The organism is Herbidospora galbida (assembly GCF_005233835.1).
GTDB classification, from domain to species: Bacteria; Actinomycetota; Actinomycetes; order Streptosporangiales; family Streptosporangiaceae; genus Herbidospora; species Herbidospora galbida.
Genome location: NZ_SZQA01000004.1, coordinates 121949 through 144021, shown reverse-complemented (window position 1 = coordinate 144021; position 22073 = coordinate 121949). Strand labels below are relative to the sequence as shown.

The 22073-nt window shown below is 70.4% G+C and carries 15 protein-coding genes; 6 read left to right on the top strand and 9 right to left on the bottom strand.

Annotated features, from left to right (window positions below; genetic code table 11):
• Positions 1 to 2 precede the first annotated feature (2 nt).
• Positions 3 to 779, top strand: coding sequence for a polysaccharide deacetylase family protein (locus tag FDA94_RS06975; protein WP_170990817.1), 777 nt, complete (start codon positions 3 to 5; stop codon positions 777 to 779).
• Here FDA94_RS06975 and FDA94_RS06970 read toward each other — a convergent pair.
• The 7 genes from FDA94_RS06970 to FDA94_RS06940 form a co-directional block, all read right to left on the bottom strand.
• Complete coding sequence (locus FDA94_RS06970) at positions 776 to 3178, bottom strand: alkaline phosphatase family protein (RefSeq protein ID WP_137246193.1); 2403 nt, start codon at positions 3176 to 3178, stop codon at positions 776 to 778. The two genes, FDA94_RS06975 and FDA94_RS06970, sit on opposite strands and share 4 nt — an antisense overlap.
• Before the next feature lie 76 nt (positions 3179 to 3254).
• Positions 3255 to 4646 carry a DUF2079 domain-containing protein gene (locus FDA94_RS06965; RefSeq protein ID WP_170990816.1) on the bottom strand — a complete coding sequence of 464 codons (1392 nt, stop codon included), beginning with the start codon at positions 4644 to 4646 and terminating at the stop codon, positions 3255 to 3257.
• Between the two features lie 62 nt (positions 4647 to 4708).
• Positions 4709 to 6370, bottom strand: coding sequence for a glycosyltransferase family 2 protein (locus FDA94_RS06960; protein ID WP_137246191.1), 1662 nt, complete (start codon positions 6368 to 6370; stop codon positions 4709 to 4711).
• The gene (locus FDA94_RS06955) at positions 6367 to 8193 is read right to left on the bottom strand and encodes a glycosyltransferase family 2 protein (RefSeq protein ID WP_170990815.1); all 1827 of its coding nucleotides are present in this window, start codon (positions 8191 to 8193) and stop codon (positions 6367 to 6369) included. Before FDA94_RS06955 ends, FDA94_RS06960 begins: the two co-directional genes overlap by 4 nt.
• Positions 8190 to 9716 carry a glycosyltransferase gene (locus FDA94_RS06950; protein ID WP_137246189.1) on the bottom strand — a complete coding sequence of 509 codons (1527 nt, stop codon included), beginning with the start codon at positions 9714 to 9716 and terminating at the stop codon, positions 8190 to 8192. The genes FDA94_RS06955 and FDA94_RS06950 overlap by 4 nt, the downstream gene beginning before the upstream one ends.
• Positions 9713 to 10177 carry a hypothetical protein gene (locus FDA94_RS06945; RefSeq protein ID WP_137246188.1) on the bottom strand — a complete coding sequence of 155 codons (465 nt, stop codon included), beginning with the start codon at positions 10175 to 10177 and terminating at the stop codon, positions 9713 to 9715. The genes FDA94_RS06950 and FDA94_RS06945 overlap by 4 nt, the downstream gene beginning before the upstream one ends.
• A gap of 105 nt (positions 10178 to 10282) precedes the next feature.
• Positions 10283 to 11743 (bottom strand): glycosyltransferase family 2 protein, encoded by a 1461-nt coding sequence (locus FDA94_RS06940; RefSeq protein ID WP_246059596.1) that lies wholly within the window; start codon positions 11741 to 11743, stop codon positions 10283 to 10285.
• A gap of 215 nt (positions 11744 to 11958) precedes the next feature.
• Here FDA94_RS06940 and thrC point away from each other — a divergent pair, with 215 nt between their 5' ends.
• The 5 genes from thrC to FDA94_RS06915 all read left to right on the top strand — a co-directional run bounded on the left by thrC (position 11959) and on the right by FDA94_RS06915 (position 18803).
• Positions 11959 to 13002: a threonine synthase gene (thrC, locus tag FDA94_RS06935; protein WP_062335784.1), complete on the top strand. Its 1044-nt coding sequence runs from the start codon at positions 11959 to 11961 to the stop codon at positions 13000 to 13002.
• Positions 13003 to 13131: 129 nt separating this feature from the next.
• Positions 13132 to 14028 carry a homoserine kinase gene (gene thrB, locus FDA94_RS06930; RefSeq protein ID WP_246059594.1) on the top strand — a complete coding sequence of 299 codons (897 nt, stop codon included), beginning with the start codon at positions 13132 to 13134 and terminating at the stop codon, positions 14026 to 14028.
• Between the two features lie 398 nt (positions 14029 to 14426).
• Complete coding sequence (gene rho, locus FDA94_RS06925; RefSeq protein ID WP_137246186.1) at positions 14427 to 16406, top strand: transcription termination factor Rho; 1980 nt, start codon at positions 14427 to 14429, stop codon at positions 16404 to 16406.
• Between the two features lie 475 nt (positions 16407 to 16881).
• Positions 16882 to 18153, top strand: coding sequence for a sensor histidine kinase (locus FDA94_RS06920; protein WP_137246292.1), 1272 nt, complete (start codon positions 16882 to 16884; stop codon positions 18151 to 18153).
• A 5-nt stretch (positions 18154 to 18158) separates the two neighbouring features.
• Positions 18159 to 18803: a response regulator transcription factor gene (locus FDA94_RS06915; protein WP_137246185.1), complete on the top strand. Its 645-nt coding sequence runs from the start codon at positions 18159 to 18161 to the stop codon at positions 18801 to 18803.
• Positions 18804 to 19680: 877 nt separating this feature from the next.
• On the opposite strand, the gene FDA94_RS06910 is transcribed toward FDA94_RS06915, so the two are convergent.
• Together FDA94_RS06910 and FDA94_RS06905 are read right to left on the bottom strand one after the other, a co-directional pair.
• A complete protein-coding gene (locus FDA94_RS06910; RefSeq protein WP_137246184.1) occupies positions 19681 to 20769 on the bottom strand; it encodes a hypothetical protein in 1089 nt (362 codons plus the stop codon).
• 140 nt (positions 20770 to 20909) lie between these two features.
• On the bottom strand, positions 20910 to 22055 hold the full coding sequence (locus FDA94_RS06905) for a hypothetical protein (RefSeq protein ID WP_137246183.1): 1146 nt from the start codon (positions 22053 to 22055) through the stop codon (positions 20910 to 20912).
• Positions 22056 to 22073 lie beyond the last annotated feature (18 nt).

The following is a 22073-nucleotide window of genomic DNA, read 5'->3' as shown; positions in this document are numbered from 1 at the left end:
CGATGCTGCTGGTCACCACGCCCGCGCAGGCCGCTCGCCCGAAAGCCAAGGTCAAGACGGTGGTCGCGCTCGGTTTCGACGACGGCGACGCCACCCACCTCACCGCCGCGAAAATCCTGAATTCACACGGTGTTCGCGGAACGTTCTACATCAACAGCGGCGACCTGAACACCAAGGGAAAACTCAGCGTCGGCCAGGTCCGCGCCCTCGCCCGGCAGGGCCACAAGATCGGCGGCCACACCCTCCACCACGTGCGGCTGCCCGACCTGACCGCCATCGACCAGCGGGTCGACATCTGCGCCGACCGGGCCGCCCTCCTCAAGCTGAAGCTCCCGGTCACCACGTTCGCCTACCCCTTCGGCGCCAACAACGGCGACTCCCAGCACGCCGCCCGCTTCTGCGGCTACAACGCCGCCCGCACCGTCGGCGGCCTGGCCCTCGGCTCGTGCGACTACTGCGCCCCGGTCGAGTCGATGCGGCCCGCCCAGCTCTACTCGGTCCGGACCTACGGCTCGGTCAACCACGACACCACCCTGAACGACCTCAAGAAGCAGGTCACGGCGGCCGAACGGGCCGGCGGGGGGCTGCTCCCGGTGGTGATCCACAAGGTCTGCGCCCGGGTGTGCGGCGACTACTCCACCACCGAGAAGCTGCTCGACGAGTTCCTGACCTGGCTCGACTCGCGCAAGAAGCACGGCACGGTGGTGCGTCCGCTGGAAGACGTCATCGGCGGCAAGTCGCGCCCGGTCCCCGACAAGTCGACCTGGGAAGAGTTCTAAGCGATCCCTTCGGTCAGTTCATCGGGCAGGTCGCCTGAGTCGGCCGCGCCCCCGAGTTCGGCGGCCGTCTCCTGGGCGGCCTCCGCGATGCGCCGCTCCCACCACTCCGGAGCCCGGCCGTTGGCCTGAGCGGCCTCGGCCACGGCCGTCCGCTCTCCCTCGGCCAGCGCCATGAGGTCGATCTGGCGCGGAGTGGGCTTGTGGCCGTTCAACTCGGCCGGAGCGGCGACCGGTTCGGGCAGCACCGGCGTGTCGGTCCGGGGCTTGGTCCGGGTTAGCACCGGCCAGACCGTCGGGGCCCGCCTGATGCGTTCGTTCGGGCCCAGCAGGTCCGACCGCGCGCCGACCCAGTCGCGGATCGACGCGAGGATGGACGTGTGGTCGAACTCGGCACCCACGGTCAACGCCTGGGGCGCCAGGTGGTTGGCGCCCTTCTGCCCCAGCGCCACGCCGAGCATCGCCCCCGGCGGCCAGGTCAGCGGGTTGGTGTCCACGTCGAAGGTGGCCAGGCCGCCGTTCGCCGGCACGTGGTTGCCGTTCCAGTCGGGGTTCTCCAGCCACTGCGGGTCGGAGCCGTCGGGCTTGGAGTGCCGCAGGGCCAGCGCGATGCGGTTCCCGGTCGACGGGTCGTGGCCGGGAGGAGCCTTCTGGCGGAAGGCGAGACCGGTGACGACGCGGCCGGGCGGGCAGATCAGCGGGTTGGTGTCGGCGACGAAGCTGCCCAGGCCGCCCCGCTGGGGTACGTACTCGCCGTTCCAGTCGGCGTTCTCCAGCCACTGCGGATCGGAGCCGTCGGGGCGGGAGTGCTGCAGCGACAGCGCGACGCGGTTGCCCTCCGATCCGGGAGGCGCCTTCCGGCGCAGGGCCATGCCGGTGACGACGCGGCCGGGCGGGCAGACCAGCTCGTTGGTGTCGGCGTAGAACTCGGTGAGGCCGCCGCTCGCCGGGAACCGCTTGCTGTTGTCGTCGTCGTTGCGGAGCCACGCCTCGGCCGGCGCCCGGAACACGGTGCCCGCCTCGATGTAGGGCGACACCAGGATGGCCGGCACCCTCGGCCCGTACACCCGGAAGGGGTTGATCTCCCCGACGCAGAACTGGGGCACGTAGCCGTCGGGCGGCATGGCCGCGGGCGGGGGCACGTGGTCGTAGCAGCCGCCGTGTTCGTCGTGGGTGATGACGAACAGGATCCTGTTCCAGCGGGGGCTGGTCGACAGCGCCCGGTAGATCGTGCCCACCAGCGCGTCGCCGCTGGAGACCTTGTGTGGCGGATGCTGGTCGTTGTTCTCCAGCCAGTACGACGGCTCGACGAAGATGTACTCCGGCGGGAACTGGATCCGGAACCCCGGCTTGAGGTCCGGCCCGATGTACATCGCGTGGTGGGCCTGCCGTTTCAGCTTCTGCGGCACCGTCCAGAACTGGGCGCTCAGCAGGGTGCCGAGCACGGCGGCGTCCTGGTAGAGACGCCAGCGGATGCCCAGTTCGTCCAGAGCGTCGAAGACGGTGCGCTTCCCGGCGTAGGGGAAGAAGTTCGGTACGCAGTCCTCCTGGTCGGGGGCGTCACAGTTGTTGAGCCGGCCGAACGACGTACCGGCGTGCAGGAACGAGCGGTTGGGCCAGGTCTCGCAGGGCGCCGAGCCGAACCAGCGGTCGCAGACGGCGAACTGCTTGGCGAGGGTGCTCATGTTCGGCACCTGGTCGGGCGTGAAGCAGTCCATGACGACCGACCGGTCCCGCGGCCGGGTGTGCGCTTCGTAGTTGGCCAGGAAACCCCACATGTTGGGCTGCTGCCCCGCCCTGGGCATCGGGGTGCCGTACATCTGTTCCACGAACGACCAGCAGATCTCGCTGGGGTTCGGGTCGGGTGTGGTGTCGGTCCGCGCCCCCTTCCGCGCGTAGGTGCGGCCTTCCTCCGGAGCGGTGTCGTGTGCGCCGGCGGCGACGGTGTTCCAGTACGCCTTCTCCTTGAGTCCCAGGAAGTAGGGCTTGCCGTCCGGCGGCGCCGGGACGTTGCGCGGCGGCACGTTGTCGGTGTCGTCGTAGAGCCAGCCGAGCAGGTTGTCGAACGACCGGTTCTCCAGCATCAGCACGACGAAGTGCTCGATCCGGTCCATCGGGGCGGGATCGCCGAGATGGTTGTAGATGAAGCAGCCGTCGGCGTCCTGGTCGATCGAGACCTGGGTCGTCCGCATCGAACGCGGGACGTGCAGCATGTCGCCGAGGGCGCCGGTGTTCCAGAAGACCACCTGCTGCCGCTCGGCCGCCGGTGAGAACTCCTTCCGCTGGTGGGGCAGAAGCTTCTGGCGGGCGCCCCACGGAAAGGTGGTGGCGAGGTAGGCCCTGTCCTGCAGGGTGTACAGCCCGAGCCAGACCGTACGGTCCGTCCTGTTCTCGACCAGCATGATGTGAACCCTCTAACCGGAATTAACGCACAAACGGGATGAAACCCGACGAATGACGTTTTCCCTGGTCAGAGAGTTATGAAACGGGCGTGGGTGCTTCCTGGGGCCGGTGGAGGACGACGAAGCCGCCCTCGTCGAAGACCGTCCGGTATCCGGTGGAGCGGAGCCGCTCCACCTCGGCCACCTGGTCTTCGACGCGGTCGAACGGGGTCGTCTTCCAGCGGGTGAAGGCCACGATCCACGGCGGGTTCTCGTAGGCAGGCGCCGGCTCCCAGAGGATCACCGGGTTGCGGGCCGTCAGGCTCGCCCCGACCGGCAGCGCCGCCGCGACCATCGGGCCCGGCGGGACCGCCGCGACCGCCCTGCGCGCGACGGCCACATAGGCCGGCTCGGGCCCGAGTTCGGTCCGCGCGATCGTCCCGTACGCGAACAGCGGCGCCGTGACCAGCCCGGTCGCCAGCACCCCGGCCGCCCACGTCACCCGTGTCCGGGGCCCGAACCGGGCGATCCCGTCGACGGCCGCCAGGAACAGCGGGATCGCCAGGAACGCGTTGTAGTGGAACGGCACCCCCCACCAGTGGGGATACGACGACAGCATGCGCTCGGCGAGCAGCGGCAGCGACAGCAGGGCCAGCGGTGACAGCAGGCACGCCCCGAGCACCATCAGCAGCAGCCAGCCCGTGACCAGCTTGTCGGGTGGGGTGCCGAGCAGGGCCAGCGTCCGCACCGGATGGGTCAGCACGTGGACGAGCGCGGAGAACGGGCCGTCGCCGAGGTCCTCGTAGCGCCAGTAGAAGCCGTCGCGGCCGCCGAAGAACGGGATGAGCACCTTGGTCGCCACCAGCACGGCCGCGACCCCGCCGCCGACCAGCAGGAGCCCGCTCCGCCAGCGGCCCCGGGCCGCCAGGTAGAGGCCGAACCCCGCGATCACCAGGCCCATGTCCTCTTTGGTGAGCAGCAGCAGGCCGCCCATGAGCAGCGCGGTGCGGACCCGGCCGGCGTCGTACCGCTCGACCATCCACGCGATCAGCGGCGGCGCGAACGCCACCTCGTGGAAGTCGAACTCGACGGCCTGGGCGACCGGCCAGCAGACGACGTACGCGACCGAGACCAGGTAGGCCGACGCGGCGCCGAGGCGGCGGCGGGTGAACAGCCACAGCGGCGGCGCCGCCAGCGCGAACAGCACCCCCTGCGCGAAGAGCAGCGATAACGGGCCGTCGTTGAGCCAGTAGAGCGGCGCGAGCAGCGCCAGGATCGGCGACCAGTGGTCGCCGAGCAGCGAGAACCCCTCGTCGTGGAAGCCGTCGAGGTACTCCTTGGTCACCGACTCGGGCAGCCGGAACTCCGAGTAGCTCCGCACGCCCTGGTCGAAGATGGCCAGGTCGAGCACCCCGGCCCGTATGCCGCGCAGTTCGAGGTAGCCGACGAGGGTGTAGCCGACGGCCGCGACCACGGTGATCAGGCCCACCCATGGGCCATGACCGCGAGCGGCCTCCCGCACCGGGAGGCCGCGACTCACCGTGAGGGTCATCAGCCCAGCAGCCGCCGGGCCTTGCGCAACGCCCGCTTGAACACCGTGCGCTCACCGCGCCGTTGCAACCGCACCGTCTGCACCCGCCAGTTCTCCGCTTTCGCCTGCCAGCGCGCCGTGTCGGCGGTGCCCTTGGCGGCCTTCTTCTCCAGGGCGGCGACCTGCCGCTCCAGTGCGTGGACCTGCTTCTCCAGCCGTCCGGCGGCGATCTTACGGTCGATGGCCAGGGCCCGCCAGTGGGCGGCCTCGGTGTTCCGGCTCACGATGGGCGGCTTGACGCCGGTGTCGACCGGGGCGAACCCGAGCTCCTCGCCGTCGAGCCATTCGGAGCCGTAGAGCTCGTGGACGACGTCGTCGAACTCCTCGCCGTCCTTGATGACGTGGCGGGCGCGGGCGATGGCGGCGGTGCGTTCGAGCCGGGCGGTGACGATGCCCTCGTGGGTCTCGGTCAGCGCGATGTGCAGCAGCCCGAGGTCGGTCGCGTCGGCCTTCTCGATGAGGGTGGCCAGGGTCTGGGCGGCGATCGTCCAGCCGGGCGGGCAGACCAGCCGGAACGGGGCCGGCGCCGACGTCGGACCGGGGTCTTCGACGAGCCTCACCCGGCCGTCGTGCTCGTAACCGCCCTTGATCAGCCGGGCGTCGAGCCGGGGGTCGTCGAAGGCGGAGCGCCGGCCGTCGTGCAGCTGCGACCATTCGCCCACCAACGTCACCCGTACGTCGGGCAGCGTGCTGACCAGCGCCGCGTCGGCGCCGCCGCGGACGTGCTCATAGCTCGCGCCCCGGGTGTCGATGACCACGTCGACGTAGGGCACCAGCCACTGGCGTCCGCCCTCGGTGCGCAGGAACCGCCGGTAGGGGATGCGGTCGGCGACGAACGGCGCGTTGTAGCGCTTCACCTCGGTCTGGCGCCGCATTAAAGTCGACCGGCCGAGATGCCAGGCCGGCGCCTCGAGTTCGGGCACGAACACCGCGCCCGCCTGGGTGAGCCGGTAGCCGAGGTCGGTGTCCTCGGCCAGCACGAGCGAGGTGTCGATGCCGCCGGCCTGCGTCCACAGGTCGTGGTGCTGGGAGACGCTCGCCCCGACGTGGACGCGGTGCAGCAGCGGGCTGGGGGCCCGCCGGAGGCCGTCGTGCTCGTCGACGAGCTGGTGCCACCAGGTGTGGCCCTCGCACTCCTCGAACAGCGCGGCCTCCCGCCCGTCACGGACGGCCTCGCGCAGCGCCCACACCGGCGGCAGGCCGGTCTCGGACGCGGTGAACCGGAGCGACCCCAGGACCACCAGGTAGTCGGCCGCGTGGTGCCACCGCATGTGGGCGCTGACGTGGCCGCGCGAGGGCACCACGTCGGCGTCGAGCCGCAGCACGACCTCGCCGGTGGCGTAGCCGAACCCGGTGCGGATCGCCCACGCGATGCCCCAGCCCTCGTTGGGCACCAGGCGCACCCCCGGCGGCACCGTGAGCGGCCCGCCGTCGTCGACGACGATCACCTCCATGAGGTGGGCCGGGTAGTCCTGCACGGCCAGCGCGGCCAGCGTCAGGTCGAGTTTCCGCTGGCAGTCGCGGGCCGGGATGACGATCGACACGGTCTTGCCGGGTTGCCAGGAATCGGGACACGGCGGCACCAGCACGCCGTAGTCGTTGCGGGGTACGCGAGCCGTCATGACCTGCCTCCCGTGAGCTCCATCAGGGCGTTGGGCCGGAACCCGCGCCACTGCCGCTTGTTGCGTTTGAGGAAGGTGCCGATCGGCTCCCGCCAGGTGTGCTCGGTGGCCTTGCCCCGCCGCAGGATGTAGCCGAGGCCGTGACCTCGGTAGATGGTTCCCCCCGCGGCCTGGACCGCGTGCTGGAACTGGGTGTCGACCGATCGGGGCAGCGGGCGGAAGCCGCCCACCGCGTCGAAGGCCGAGCGGGTGGCCAGGATCGTCCCGCCGGCGATGAAGTTGGTGACCTGCTCGGTGATCTGCTGGTGGTGGACGGTCACGTCGATGGCCGCGAGATAGACGAACTCCGGCGAGGTGCCCATCACGTCGGCGCCGCTGTAGGAGTGGGCGAGCAGCAGGTCGGCCAGGAAGTCGGGGCCGTACCAGTCGTCGTCGTCCATCTTCAGCAGCATCGACCCGGAGGCGCGTTCGGCGGCGGCGTTCAGCACCGACCCGAAGGCCTGGGCGTGCGGCGCCTGGTAGACGGTCAGCGGCCGGTCGAACTTCTCGATGGCCGCCGCGACGCCGGGATGCTCGCGGGGCACGCCGTGCAGCGCCAGCACCACTTCGAGGTCGGCCTCGCGCTGCCGTCCGGCCTGTTCGAGCGCGAACGCGACCTGGTCGGGCCGCCGGGTGGCCAGCAGGATCGAGGTGGTCGGCAGGTACGATCCGACCGCGCCGAGCCGCGCCCAGCGCTCCTTCACCCCGTGGTCGCGCAGCGCGCGCCGCCGCAGCCGGATGCTGTGCTCCTCGCGGGTCAGGTCGTCGTCGAGCACGCCCTCGGGGGCGGCGCCGAGCAGGGCGACCAGGCCGGGGCCGAGCGCCCCCGCCCACACCGGGACGTGGTCGCAGACCAGCGGCACCCCGGCGGCGGCCAGCCCGGCCACGACCCTGACGGCGGTCAGCGGGCCCATGGTGCCGAGGGTGCTGCCGCGCCGCCAGTCGATCGTGACGCCGCGCAGCTTGCGGACCCGGTTGACGTCCATGACGGTCACCGCGCCCGACGTCGCGATCCGGGTCAGCACCGCGCCGTCGTACCGGATCACCCAGGCGTCGTCGACGACGGTGAGCTCTCCGACCCCCTGCGTCGGCACGCTGACGAACCCGATCGGGTTGACCGACCGGTCGTCGACCGGCGGCACCAGCGCGGGGTCGCTCAGCCCGGCCGCCAGCAGCCTCTCGCCGCCGGGACGCCCGATCTCCTCCCAGCTCGGCGAGGCCGGCCGGTCGACGGTCACGGCGTCGCCGGCCCAGGGGGCCGACGCGTCGGTGCGGACCACGAGGTCGCCCGCGGGCGCCCCGATGCGGATCGGCATCGGGCCCTTCGGATCGGCGACGGCGGCGTTGGGGTCGCCGGGCCGCCAGTGGGCCGCGCCCGGACCGGCCACCACCGGCACCGGCGAGGCGATGGCCTCCAGCCGGTTCCCGGAGAACGCGCGGGCCACGGCCGTGACCACCCGGCCCGAGGGCGTCGGGGCGCTGAAGGTGACGTCGACCTGCCAGCCGGCGCCCTTCTTATATGTGCGGACCTCGGTCAGCGCCCGCCACCGGTGGGCCGGGGTGAGCGACGGGTTCGGCGCGGTGAACCAGTAGGGCGCCTCGGCGACCACCACCGACACCTTCGACGCCTTGGGCAGCGTCGACTGCAGAGTCATCGCCCGGCGCAGGTCGGTGGGGGTCTTGGCGAGCACCGTCAGCTCGGCGACCTCGGACTCGGGATCGAGGTGCGGTCCGCTGTCGAGGTCGCCCTCGCCCTCGTCGAAGCCGATCGTGTACGTCGTCATCGGCCCCTCCATCGGCGCTTGGCCGGCGGCTGGGCGGCCAGCTTCTCGGCCTCCGCCTTCCACCGTTCGGCCTCGGCCCTGTGCTTGCGCGCCTCGGCCTTGTGCTTCTCGGCCAGCGCCCGCCAGGTCTGGGCGTCGCCCTTGAGCGGCTCGGCCTCTTCCAGCGGGACGACGCCGAACTCGGCCCCGTCGACCCAGTGCGCGCCGAACAGCTCGTCGACCACGTCGTCGGGGGCTTCCCCGGGGAACAGCCGGGCCCGGTTGTAGGCGGCCGTCTTCTCCAGCCGGGCCGTCGCCACGCCGTCGTGGGTCTCGGCGAGGGCGGCGCAGACCAGCCCGTACCCCTGGCTCTCGGCCAGCTTGACCAGCCGGGCGACGCTGTCGGCGCCGAGCGACCAGCCCGCCGGGAGGGTCAGCCGGTAAGGGGCCTGCACCGCCCGGTTGACGCGGGGTTCGCCGGCGTAGAGGTTGCCGAGCAGCCGCAGGTCGAGCATCGGCTCGTCGAGCGAGGCCCGGCGGCCGGTGGGCAGCTCGTCCCACGGGCCCTCGATCGTGACCGAGAGGTCGTGGATCGTCTGGGCCAGGGCGCTGTCGACGGTTCCCCTGGTCTCCTCGTAGGTGGTGGCGGCGACGACCACCTCGACGTACGGGACCGAGTAGACCCGCCGCGGATGGGCGCGCAGCCAGCGGAGATCGGGGATGCGGTCGGCGAACAGGGTCCAGTTGTGCCGGTGCACCTCCTTCTCCCGGAGCATCACCGTCGACTTGCCGACGTGCCAGCTCAGCGCTTCGGCGTCGGGGATGAACACGGCCCCGGCCTGGGTCAGCCGGTAGCCGAGCTCGGTGTCCTCGCCCATGTTCATGGTCACGTCGACGCCGCCCGCCCGCGCCAGCATGGCCGCCCGCACCGAGGTGGTCGCGCCCGAGTGGAGCCGCGACGGGTTCGACCGCGCGTCGCGCAGGTGCCGCGTCTCGGCGAGGGTCTTCTCCAGCCACACATGAGGGTGGACGTCCGCCCCCGGGAACAGGTTGGCCGACCGCCCGGCGGCGACCTCGGCGTAGACGTGGGCGGGGGAGGGCTGCTCGGCGGAGACGAACCTGATCGTGCCGTGCACGACCACGTATGCGGCCAGGTGGTGCCAGCGCATGTGGGCCTCGATGTGCTCGCGGTCGAGCAGCATGTCGGCGTCGAGCCAGTGGATCACGTCGCCGGAGGCGGCCGAGGCCCCGGCCTGCCGCGCGGCGCCGCGCCCCCACGAACCGGCGGGCACCCGGACGATCCTGGTCTGGTGGGGCGCCAGCGGCGGGAGCGTCAGCGCGGGCGTGCTGCCGTCGTCGGCGACGACGACCTCGGTCAGGTCGGCCGGGTAGCTCTGCGCGGCGAGCGCGGCGAGCGTGCGGTCAAGTGCGTCCTGACACTGGTAGGCCGGGATGACGACGCTGACGGACAGGCGCGGGGTCCAGGCGCCCAGCGGTGCCGGGCGCAGGGAGCTCCAGTCGTTGTGCCTGATCCGCGCCGTCAACGCTCGCCCACATCGGTCCTCACCCGGGGCGGCGCCCCGGTGATGCGGCGGATCTCCTTGATCTCGGCCTCGACCTCGTTGCGCAGGAACATCGCGTTGACGCGGTCTTCGCCGAGGGCGGCCAGCACCGCGCGCAGGTCGTCGTCGCGGCGGGCCGCGCCCTCGGCCAGCAGCCGGGAGGCGCCCGCCAGCTCATCGGAGACCGTGCCCAGCGTGTCGGTGACCCGGGCGAGGTTGGTCTCGAGCTTCTTCACGCGGGTGTCGATCCGCTGGGTCTTGCCGTCGAGCCGCCGCACGCTGAACAGCAGCAGCGCGAGCGCGGCCAGGCACCCGCCCAGCAACACCAGCACCAGGGCGTCGACCACGGGAAGCGCGCCCATCAGGACGAGGGCGGCGAGGGCGGCCAGCACGACCGTTCCGGCTGCTGCGCCGAGCATCGCCAGACGGCGTAGCGTGGGCATCTTTTGTCAGCCTCCGTGTCAACAAGGAATGGATCGGGATTCTATTGGAAGATCTCTCATGATTCGTTAGCAGGAATACGGAGATTTTGCCGTCGAATCGACATGTCATGACGTGCGGCGGCGAAACAACCCTAGCCCGCGCCGCTTCTCCTGAGGCACGTCGGAGCCGGGATCCGGGCGGGGCCAGAAGTTCGCGGGGGAGGTCCGCCTGACCCCGTGTGTCTGGCGGATGACATCGTGTGGAGTTTCGCCTGGACGCGCCAGCAACAAAGCGCGCGAAACCGCCTCGGTGCGTTCCATGACGGCCTCGGTCCCGGCCGGCGATTCGGTCACCAGGACCCCCAGCCGCCCGTCTGTCATCGTCCGTGTCATGCGCTCGAGGGTCTCGGGGGCCGGCGGCGCGTGCACCGATCCCCGGTAGCGGAACGGGACCGGGAAGGCCGTCGCCGGCGCCCGTTCGGCCAGGTGGACCCGGGGGTCGCCGCGCATGCTCTCGCTGATCAGGCGCAGCTCGAACTCCTGACCCGCCATGGCCTCGCCGCGCCCCGTCTTCACCGACGACCACGGGGCGGTCAGCAGCACCCGCACGTCGGTGATCGAGCCGGTCAGCGCCGACTCGACGGCGTCGCGGACCTCCCGCTCACTCGCCTTCGACACGTCGAACACCACCTCTATGTACGGTGTGTGCCACGTACGCCCGCGCTGTTTGCGCAGGTCGCGGCGGAGCGGGATGCGCTGCGCGTGGTAGGGCTCCACGGCCTTCACGGTGGCCGCCCGGTTGCGCTTCTGGGCCGGCACCCCCATGTGGACGGCCCGCGCCGACAGGTCGGGCACGAACACCGCGCCGCCCTGGGCCAGCCGGTAGGCGAACTCGGTGTCCTCGCCCCGGTGCACCTCGGCGTCGAGACCGCCGACCGCCTTGAGCAGGGTCCGGTGCAGCGACAGGGTCGGGCCGGTCACCACGTGGTAGGGGTTGCGGCTCTTCTTCATGCCGTCGAGCCGCAGAATGGTGCGCTCGGTGCTGCTCGGCGTCGCCTGCGACAGGTCGATCAGCTCGCCGAGCCGGTCGCGGGCCACCGCCTCGACGATCTGCTCGGGGGTGAGCGCGGGCGGCTCGACGAAGACCTTGGCGCCGATCGTGACCAGATAGTCGGTCAGGTGATGCCAGCGCAGCAGCCGTTCGAGATGGTCGCGGTAGACGACCATGTCGGCGTCGAGCCGCTGGACGACCGTGCCCTCGCTGGCGGCGATCCCGGCGTTCAGCGCGAACGCGGGCCCCCAGCCGCCGGGCCCCGAGCGGATGATCCGGGTGTTCTCCGGCCGGATCTTCGGCAACCGCAGCGGCGGCAGGCTGCCGTCGTCGACCACGACGACCTCGGTCAGATGGGCGGGATAGGTCTGCGCCGACAGGGCGGCCAGGGTGAGGTCGACGAGCGGCTGGTTGCCGTGGGCGGGGATGACCACGCTGACCGGCAGGCTCGGCGTCCAGTGACCGGCCTCCGGCGGCGACAGCGGCGAATAGTCGTTGTGGCGGATCCGGGGCCGGGTGGCGGTGCCCGTCACCATGCCTTCTCCTTCACACGATCGCCGGTCTTCTGCGGAACGTTGATCGACAATAGTCAACCTCTCTGGCAGATTCCTGAGAGCGTATTAGGCGGACAAAAAGGGCGCCCTACCCCGCATCCGGGGAGTCGTCCCACCTGGCGGACGCCGAATCCCGGATCTCGAACGTTTGCCCGTAGACTCGGTCACCGATAACGCAGGTGACATGGAGGATCCGCATGTCCAGGGTTTGGCGTGGACTCATCGAGGAATACCGCGACCGGCTTCCCGTGAGCGCGACGACGCCCGTGGTCACCCTCCTCGAGGGTGGCACCCCGCTGGTTCCGGCGCCGAAGGTCTCCGCGCTGGTCGGCTGCGACGTGTTCCTCAAGGTCGAGGGCCTCAATCCGACGGGCAGCTTCAAAGACCGCGGCATGACCGTGGCCATCAGCAAGGCCGTCGAAGAGGGCGCCCAGGCCGTCATCTGCGCCTCGACCGGCAACACCTCGGCCTCGGCGGCGGCCTACGCCGTGCGCGCCGGGCTGACCTGCGCCGTCCTCGTGCCGCGCGGCAAGATCGCGATGGGCAAGCTGGCCCAGGCGCTCGTCCACGGCGCGAAGCTGCTGCAGGTCGAGGGGTCCTTCGACGACTGTCTCGAGATGACCAAGAAGCTCGCTGAGAATTACCCGATCGCGCTGGTCAACTCGGTCAACCCGCACCGCCTCCAGGGCCAGAAGACGGCCGCCTTCGAGATCGTCGACGCCCTGGGCTCCGCGCCCGACGTCCACTGCATCCCGGTCGGCAACGCGGGCAACATCTCCGCCTACTGGATGGGCTACCAGGAATACGCCGCGAAGCCGCCGAAGATGTTCGGCTTCCAGGCCAGCGGCTCGGCGCCGATCGTCAACGGCGCCCCGGTCACCCACCCCCACACCATCGCCACCGCGATCCGCATCGGCAACCCGGCGTCGTGGAAGCTCGCCGAGGCGGCCCGCGACGAGTCGGGCGGCGTGATCCAGGCGGTCACCGACCGCCAGATCGCCGCCGCCTACAAGCTGCTGGCCCAGGGCGAGGGCGTGTTCGTCGAACTCGCCTCCGCCGCCAGCGTCGCCGGCCTGCTCCAGGCCCACGAGCAGGGCCTGCTCCAGCCCGGCCAGCGCGTGGTCTGCACGGTCACCGGCAACGGCCTCAAAGACCCTGACTGGGCCATCTCGGGCGCTCCCGCGCCCGTGACGATCCCGATCGACGCCTACGCGGCGGCGGCCGCGCTCGAACTCGCATGACGCGCGGAACGCGAAAGACCCCACCTGTCGTGATGGCACATCTCGGGGATTCCGCGCCCGTCACCATCCCGATCGACGCCTACGCGGCGGCGGCCGCACTCGAACTCGCCTGACCTGCGGGAGCACCCTTTGACCGTTCTGGTGCGCACACCGGCGACCAGCGCCAACCTCGGCCCCGGATTCGACACCCTCGGCCTGGCCCTCGACCTCCACGACGAGGTGACGGCCTCGATCGGCGGTCACCCGACGGTCGTCGAGGTCGAAGGGGCGGGAGCCGGCGAGGTCGACACCGGCGAGGGGCACCTGATCGTGCGGACGATGCGCCGCGCCTTCGACGAGATCGGCGTCGCGCAGCCCGAAGGGATCCGGCTGACCTGCGTCAACCGGATCCCCCACGCGCGCGGCCTGGGCTCGTCGTCGGCCGCGATCGTGGCCGGCATCCTGGCCGCCAGGGCGCTGGCCGAGAGACTGTCGGGCGCCGTCTTCGACGACGACAAGGTCCTCGCGCTCGCCACGGCCATCGAGGGCCACCCCGACAACGTCGCGCCCTGCCTGCGCGGCGGGCTCACCATCTCCTGGGACTCCGGGGTGTGCAGACTTCTGCCCCACGGCGACATCCGGCCGGTGGTCCTGATACCCCCGTTCCGGTTGTCCACAGAAGAGGCACGTGGGCTGCTACCGGAGAAAGTCCCGCATTCCGACGCCGCCGTGAACGCCGGCCGGGCCGCGCTGCTCGTCGCCGCGCTCACCGGAACGCCGGAGAACTCGGTGCTGCTGGCCGCGACCGAAGATCGTCTCCACCAGAGATACCGCGCGCCCGCCATGCCGCAGACCGCCGATCTGGTAGAACGTCTGCGGTCGAAAGGGGTTCCCGCGGTCGTTTCGGGAGCGGGCCCCACGGTTCTTGCGTTTTCCACGCCGGATACGCAGGATTTGATCGAGCCCGAAGTGGGTATCGACTGGCAAATCCAGCCACTGAACGTCGACCCTTCCGGTGCGACCGTTCAGTTTCCCGAGACACGCTGATGCCTCTTCGACCTTCAGGGAATAGCTGTGTGCGCCGGTGATGTTAGGCTGATAGCCGCACCAGGTGCCCCCGTGTTGGGTGCGTGCTTGTCATTCGTACATCGCGGTTCCTCGCACAGCCGAAGCCGCCGTGGCGATTTCCCTGAACCCACCTCCTCCATCCGCCGACGCGGCAGGGGGCGGCGTGTTCGGAGACATGCGCGTTCGAGCCACCTCGACATCTGGTCGGTCGTGGCATCCCAGGGGGTCTCCCCTGGAAGCCTGCCGCTCGTGATTCTCGGCACCCGGCTCGACCGCACGAGATCCACGAAGCCCGACCCGGTCTGTCCCGCCGGGTCGCATAACCGGGACGGCGGAATCAGACAGTCCGGCGCCCGACCCCTGGGAAGGACCCTTAGTTGAGCGACACCACCGAACTCCTCGCCGACGCACCCGTCGGTGACGCCCCCACGACCGCGCGCCGTCGCCGCTCCGGCACCGGCCTGTCGGCCATGGTGCTCCCCGAACTGCAGGCGATGGCCTCCGGTCTCGGCATCAGCGGCACCGGCCGGATGCGGAAGAGCCAGCTCATCGCGGCCATCCAGGAGAAGCAGGGGGCGGCGGCGCAGCCCGCCGCGGAGAGCAAGCCCGAGCCCAAGAGCGAGCCGAAGGCGGAAGCCGCCCCGGCTGAGCGGCCCACCAGAGCCCGTCGGGAACGTTCCTCCCGCGCCGCCGTCGCGGCGCCCGCCGAGGCCCCGGCCGAGGCTCCCGCAGAGCGTGTCGAGTCCGCCCCGCCGGCATCCCTCGAGCCTACGGTGCAGACGACCCCGACCGTCGTGGAGCAGTCCGAGGCCCCGTCCGAAGGCCGTGAGCAGCGCGGCGACCGCCGCGAGCGCCGTGGCCGCGGGGAGCGCGGCGAGCGCCGTGAGCGCCCCGACCGCGGTGACCGTGGCGACCGCCAGGACCGCGGCGACCGTCAGGACCGCGCCGACCGCGGCGACCGCCCCGACCGTCAGGACCGCGGCGAGCGCAGCGACCGTGGCGACCGTGGCGACCGTGGGGGCCGCAACGACCGGCAGGACAACCGCCAGGAACGCCAGCAGGACACCCGCCAGGACGGCCAGGGCCAGAACCAGGGCGGACCCGGCCAGGGCGGCCCGCAGGACGACGACCCGCGCGGCCGTCGTGGCCGCTTCCGCGAGCGCAACCGCCGCGGCCGCGACCGTTTCGGCGACGCCAACGAGCCCGTGGTCAGCGACGACGACGTCCTGATCCCGATCGCCGGCATCCTCGACATCCTCGACAACTACGCGTTCGTCCGCACCAGCGGCTACCTGCCCGGCGCCAACGACGTCTACGTCTCGCTGGCCCAGATCCGCCGCAACGGCCTGCGCAAGGGCGACGTCATCACCGGCGCCGTCCGCCAGCCGCGCGACGGCGAGCGCCGCGAGAAGTTCAACGCGCTGGTCCGCCTCGACACGGTCAACGGCATGGAGCCCGAGCAGGCCCGCCAGCGCCCCGACTTCAACAAGCTCACGCCCCTCTACCCGCAGGAGCGCCTGCGGCTGGAGACCGAGCCGAACATCATGACCACGCGGATCATCGACCTGGTCAGCCCGATCGGCAAGGGCCAGCGTGGCCTGATCGTGTCGCCGCCCAAGGCCGGCAAGACGATGGTCCTCCAGGCCATCGCCAACGCGATCACCCGCAACAACCCCGAGTGCCACCTGATGGTCGTCCTGGTCGACGAGCGTCCGGAAGAGGTCACCGACATGCAGCGGTCGGTCAAGGGCGAGGTCATCCACTCGACCTTCGACCGTCCGGCCGAAGACCACACCACCGTCGCCGAGCTGGCCATCGAGCGCGCCAAGCGCCTCGTGGAGCTGGGCCACGACGTGGTCGTCCTGCTCGACTCGATCACCCGCCTGGGCCGCGCCTACAACCTGGCCGCCCCCGCGTCGGGCCGCATCCTGTCGGGTGGTGTCGACTCCACGGCCCTCTACCCGCCCAAGCGCTTCTTCGGCGCCGCCCGCAACATCGAGAACGGCGGCTCGCTGACGATCCTCGCGACGGCCCTGGTCGAGACCGGCTCGAAGATGGACGAGGTCATCTTCGAGGAGTTCAAGGGCACCGGCAACATGGAGCTCAAGCTCAACCGCTCCCTGGCCGACAAGCGCATCTTCCCGGCTGTCGACGTCGACGCGTCCGGCACCCGTAAGGAAGAGATCCTCATGGGCAAGGACGAGCTCCAGGTCATCTGGAAGCTGCGCCGCGTGCTGCACGCGCTCGACATGCAGCAGGCCCTGGAGCTCCTCCTGGAGAAGATGAAGGAGACCAAGAGCAACGTCGAGTTCCTGATGCAGGTCCAGAAGACCACCGTCAGCAACGACCGCGACTAGCTCTCCGAGCGAAAGACCCCGGGCGCCGCCCGGGGTCTTTTTCTTCGCCTCCGTTACGGCTCTCGCCCACCCTGCCCCGCCCGCCGCCGCCGAATCCCGCCGTAACCGGCGCCAACCGGCCGCGCCCGGCCCGCACCGCGACGGCTAGGCCGAGCCCCGCGGGGCCGCGGCCTCGGGTCGCCGAGAACGGGCACACACGCGGCCACGGCCATCGCCCACATCGGCAGCCCGAGTAACAGGCCGGAACGATCGCTCATGGATCGATTGTCATCCGCGGAGATCGGCGATCCCGCTGGGTTCACCCACCTGGACATCTCAGCCGCTACGGGAGCGGCCCGTTTCCAGACTCAGGAGCAAACGGATCCGTCGCGGTCATGTCTGACATCAAGGGGCAAATCGGGGGGTTACCCCCACCCCGGTCGCTCCATACCCTGGGCAGCCTGCCCTTTGGCATCCTCGACGCATGGAGCGAAGGATGCGGGACCGGGTCCCCTTCGGCCCGTGGGGGCCACTGGGCATCGCCGTCGACCCGGTCACGTGGAAGGCGGCCCCCTATTTCATCGTCGCCCCCGTCGTCGGCACCGCCTGTTTCGTCGGCCTGGGCCTGGCGCTGCCGTTGTCGCTGGTGTTGGTCCTGGTCTGGGTCGGGCTGCCCATGCTGGCGGTGCTGATCCTGCTCTGGCGGGGCGTCGCCTTCGCGGAGCGCCGGTTCGTCCGCTGGACGCTCGGCGTCGACATCCCCGACCCTTACCGCCCCCGCCCGGAAGGCGGCCTCTACGCCCACTTGAGGTGGCTCTTCGTCGACCCGGCCACCTGGAAGGATCTCGGCTACGTCCTCCTGCTGTGCCCCCTGGGCCTGCTGGAGTTCGTCGTCGTCTTCGGACTGTGGTCGCTGGGCCTGGAACTCCTGGCGATCCCGTTGCCGCTCGTCCTGACCGACCGCACCATGTCGGCCTGGTTCGTCGAGGTCTCGACGGTGCCGGAGGCCGTGCTGGTCATGCTGGTCGGCGTGGTCTCCCTGGTGGCGTCCCTGTACGCCCTCAGAGGCGCCGCGCTGGCCCACGGCTGGGTGGCGCGGGCGCTCCTGGGCACTGACGACCGCAAGCTGCTCCTGGCCCGCAACGAGGATCTGAGGGCCAGCCGCGCCAGGGGCGTCAACGCCGCCGAGGCCGAACGCCGCCGCATCGAACGCGATCTCCACGACGGCGCCCAGCAGCGCCTCCTGTCGGTGGCCCTCGATCTGGGCCGCGCCCAGGCCAAATTCGACGACGACCCCCAGCAGGCCAGAATCCTGGTCGAAAGCGCCGCCGCAGGTGCGAAGGCGGCGATAGCCGAGCTCAGAGACCTGGCCAGAGGCATCTACCCGGCGATCCTCACCGACCGGGGCCTCGACGCCGCCCTCTCGTCCCTGGCCGCCCGCGCCCCCGTGCGGGTCGAGGTGACCGTCGAGATCACCGAACGCCCCCCGGCGGCCGTCGAGAGCATCGCCTACTTCGTCGTGGCGGAGGCCCTCACCAACATGGCCAAATACTCCGAAGCCACCGAGGCGAGCGTCAAAGTGAGCAGAGCGGTTGGCCGGGTCGTCGTCGAGATCGCCGACAACGGGATCGGGGGAGCCGTCATCCGCCCAGGCGGCGGCCTCAACGGCCTGGCCGACCGGGCGGCCACCATCGACGGCAACCTCACCGTCGACAGCCCGCCCGGCGGTCCCACCCGCATCAGGGCCGAGCTGCCCTGCGTATGGTGACGGGCATGCGTGTCGTGATCGCCGAAGACTCGGTTTTGCTGCGCGAGGGCCTGTCCCGGCTCCTGGCCGACGGCGGAATCGAGACCGTCGCCGCGGTGGGCGACGGCCCTTCGCTGGTGGAGGCGGTCGACGTACACAACCCCGACCTGGCCGTCGTCGACGTGCGCATGCCCCCCTCCCACACCGACGAGGGCCTGCGCGCCGCCCTGGAGGTCAGGTCCCGGCGTCCGGGCTTCCCGATCCTGGTCCTGTCGCAGTACGTGGAGGAGCGCTACGCCACCGACCTGCTCGGCGCCGGCGCCCAGGCCGTGGGCTACCTGCTGAAGGAGCGCGTGGCCGAAGTGGCCGAGTTCCTCGACGCCGTGCGTCGCGTCGCCTCGGGCGGCGCGGTGATCGACCCCGACGTGGTCGTCCAGCTCCTGGGCCGCCGCCGGCTCCCACGCGAACGCCTGACCGCCCGCGAGACCGAAGTCCTGGCCCTGATGGCCGAAGGCCGCTCCAACAGCGCCATCGCGGCCCGCCTGGTCGTCTCGGAGGGCGCCGTCGAGAAGCACATCTCCAGCATCTTCCTGAAACTGGCCCTCGACCCCGCGCCCGACGACCACCGGCGCGTTCTCGCCGTCTTGGCCTATCTCGGGCACCGGCCCTGAAAGTTCATTTTCCGTTACGGCTCCGCCCACCCAGGCACCGCCCGCCGTCGGCGGCTCGCCTTCGCATCCGGCGCAACCCGGCCCCGCATGGCGCTCCCCGAAACGACGGAGAAGTTTGGCGCGAAACGGCAATAGGGACTGTCGTGGAGGACAAGGCCCAGGGTCGGGCCTCCGGGGCAGACGGGACACGTGTGGTCATGGAGGCGTTGGCCCAGGCATCCACGGCCGACGCGGTGAGGTGCGGCCACTGGGAAGATCGCTGGGAGCCTATGTGGCGGGCATGGTCAGGTGTGGATGCTGAGCCGACTCGCCTGGGTCTCTGCGGCTGACGCGGTTGAGTGCGGTCACCAAGGCGATTCGCCTGGATCCTGTGGGCTGAGATGGCGGTGCGGGGTTGCCGAGATGACGAGCCTTGAGCTGCTGGCCCTCGCCGCCCCTCCTACCCGAGGGCGGTGCTGCTTGTGGGGCGGGCGCAGCTCGCGGGCCCGTCCACCCGGGTTCGAGTCAGTTTCGCCGCTGCGACTGACGATCTGCCAGGTGTGGCCGACCACTGTGGAAAGTCTGCAGCGGGCCTGTCCACCAAGGTCGGCGAGGGGCTGGTCGGCTGGGTCGGGCAATTCCCGGACCGAGCGGAACCGCCCGAGCCCGCCCACCCGGGAGCCGGACCAGCTTCGCCCCCGCGACCGACGTTCCCGCCCGGCTCATCCAGGCCCTGTGGATAACCGCTCGGCACCTGTTGAGCCAGCCGGCGACAAGGTCGCAGACACCCGCTGACGCCGTTCGCGCCCCCGCTTGAAGAGAGGGCAGGCACGAGAAAGGGGCGCCCCTTCCGGGACGCCCCTTTCCGTATGCGAGCAGGGGTTCGGCTAGAACGACGTCAGCGGACGTCGACCAGCTTGTACGGCGACAGCGACGAGTTGGTCGCGCTGGTGCTGGTCGCCGAGAGACGCCAGTAGCCGTCGTACTTGGGCTTGACGGTCTTGCTGTACTTGCCGGTCGAGTTGGCGCCCACGTAGCCGACGAACTTCCAGGTCGAGGTGCCCTTCTTCTTGAAGTAGAGCTTGAGGATCTTCTTCGACCACGCGCCCCACTTGCTGGTGCCACGGTAGACCTTGCCGTAGATCTTCACGGTCTTGCCCTTCTTCACCTTCGCGGGCGAGACGGCGATCGTGATCTTCGACTTGGCCTTGGCGGCCTTGGTGGAGCCGCTGACCGAGAAGCCCTTGACGAAGCTGTAGCTCTTCGAGCCGCGGGTCACGTTGACCTTGAGCTGCCAGCTGCCCGTCGGCGACTGGTCGTCGAACGAGGCCGAGCCGTGGTAGCTGTCGTCGGCCTCGAGGCCGCTGTTCAGCGAGTAGTAGTCGCCCGAGGAGGCGTGCTCGAAGCGGACGGCGGTGACCTTCTCGTCGCCGTACTTCTCAAGTTTGAAGTTGGCGAAGACGTCGACCTCTTCGCCCTTCTTCAGCTTGACCGGGTCGGGGTCGACGGTCGCGGAGGTCACCCGGGTCGCCGTGGCGACGGTGAAGGTGACCCAGTTGTTCCATTCCTTGGTCGTGGAGCCGTTGGGCGCGTAACCGACGCGGTACTTCCACGTACCGGGCTTGTCCGACGCCGCCACGGGGATAGAGGCGGCGACGTCAACCGTCGCGGTCGGAGCCGGTGTGGCGGTGACCGTGGGAATCTCGGCGGCGGTGCCCTCATGGGGGGTGGCGGAGTCGGGCTCGTCCGGCTTCCGGAACTCCACGTGTACCCGGACCGGCTTGTCCAGGCCCGCCGCGTACGCGTCGGTGACCTTCACCTTGAAAGGAATCTTGTCGCTGCCGCTCGGCGGGATGAACAGGTCGGTGAGGCCGGTGCCCGAGTCGACACCGACGGCGGCGTAGGCGGGTGCCGCAACGACGGCGCCGGTGGCGAAGAGAGCCGCCCCCGTGGCGGCCGCAAGCATGAGCCGCAGGCTCTTGCGCATGTAAGGCCCCTTACATGAGTGATTATTGGGAGAAATGTAGCTTGTGAGAATAACGTGACATGGGCCCACGTGTGCACACATGGGCCCATTCGTCACCTATACGGCTTGCGCCAGGGGTTGGTGGCGCGAGCCGTACAGGGTCAGCGAACGTCGACGAGCTTGTACGGCGAGTACGAGGACTTCGTCAGGGACGTGGCGGTCGCCGCCATCCGGAAGTAGCCGTCGTACTTGGGCTTGATCGTCTTGCTGTACTTCCCGGAGTTGTTGGCGCCGACGTAGCTGACGAACTTCCAGCTCTTGGTGCCCTTCTTCTTGAAGTAGAGCTTGAGGACCTTCTTCTTCCAGACGCCCCACGACTTAACGCCGCGGTAGACCTTGCCGTAGATCTTGATCGACTTGCCCTTCTTCACCTTGGTGGGTGCGATGGACATCGTGATCTTCGACTTGGCCTTCGCCGCCGGAGCGGAGGTCTTGCTGACGGTGAAGCCCTTGGTGAAGGCGTAGGTCTTCGTGCCGCGCGTGATCGTGAACTTGATCTGCCAGGAGCCGGCCGGAGCGTCGGTCCCCATCGTCACGAAGTTGTAGTAGCTCTTGTCGTCGCCCTCGAGCGAGGTGCCGAGCGAGTAGTACTCGCCGCTCGACGGGTGCAGCGCGCGGACCTGCTTGAGCGTCTCGCCGCCGAACTTCTCGATCGTCGCGCTGAAGCCGACGTCGGTCGCGCCCTTGAGCACGACGGGGTTCGGGTCGATGCCGACGTTCGTGACCCGCGTGGCGGGGGTGACCGTGAAGGTCTTCACGTCCTGCCAGGCGTTGGGCGCGGTCGTCGCGGTGGGCGACGGAGTCCCGGCTACGGGAAGGAGCTCCGGGGAGATCTGCAGTCTCCACCGGTCACCGGGCTTGTCGTTGTTCTGGACGGTGAAGTTGCCGGTGATCCTCTTCGCGCCCGTGCCGGGGTCGGTGGTCACCTTGGCGAGCTGGGTGACGCTGGCGGTGCGCCAGTTCACCGTGACGCCGGCTCCGGGGTTGTAGTCCGGGGTCACGCGGGCCCAGATCTTGTACTTGGGGTACCAGGAGTTGTCGGGGGCTTTCCCGTGATAGGCGTCCGCCAGATCGAACGAGAACGACATGATGTCCTGGGAGACCGGCGGGATGAACGTGTCGTTGACGACGGCGTTCGACACCGTGACGGGCTCGGCTGAAGCGGGGGAGGCGGCGATGGCCACACCGCTGGCGAAAAGTGCCACCCCGCTGGCGCCTGCAATGAGCAGTCGCAGGCCTTTCCTCATCGAATCCCCTAACTAAGG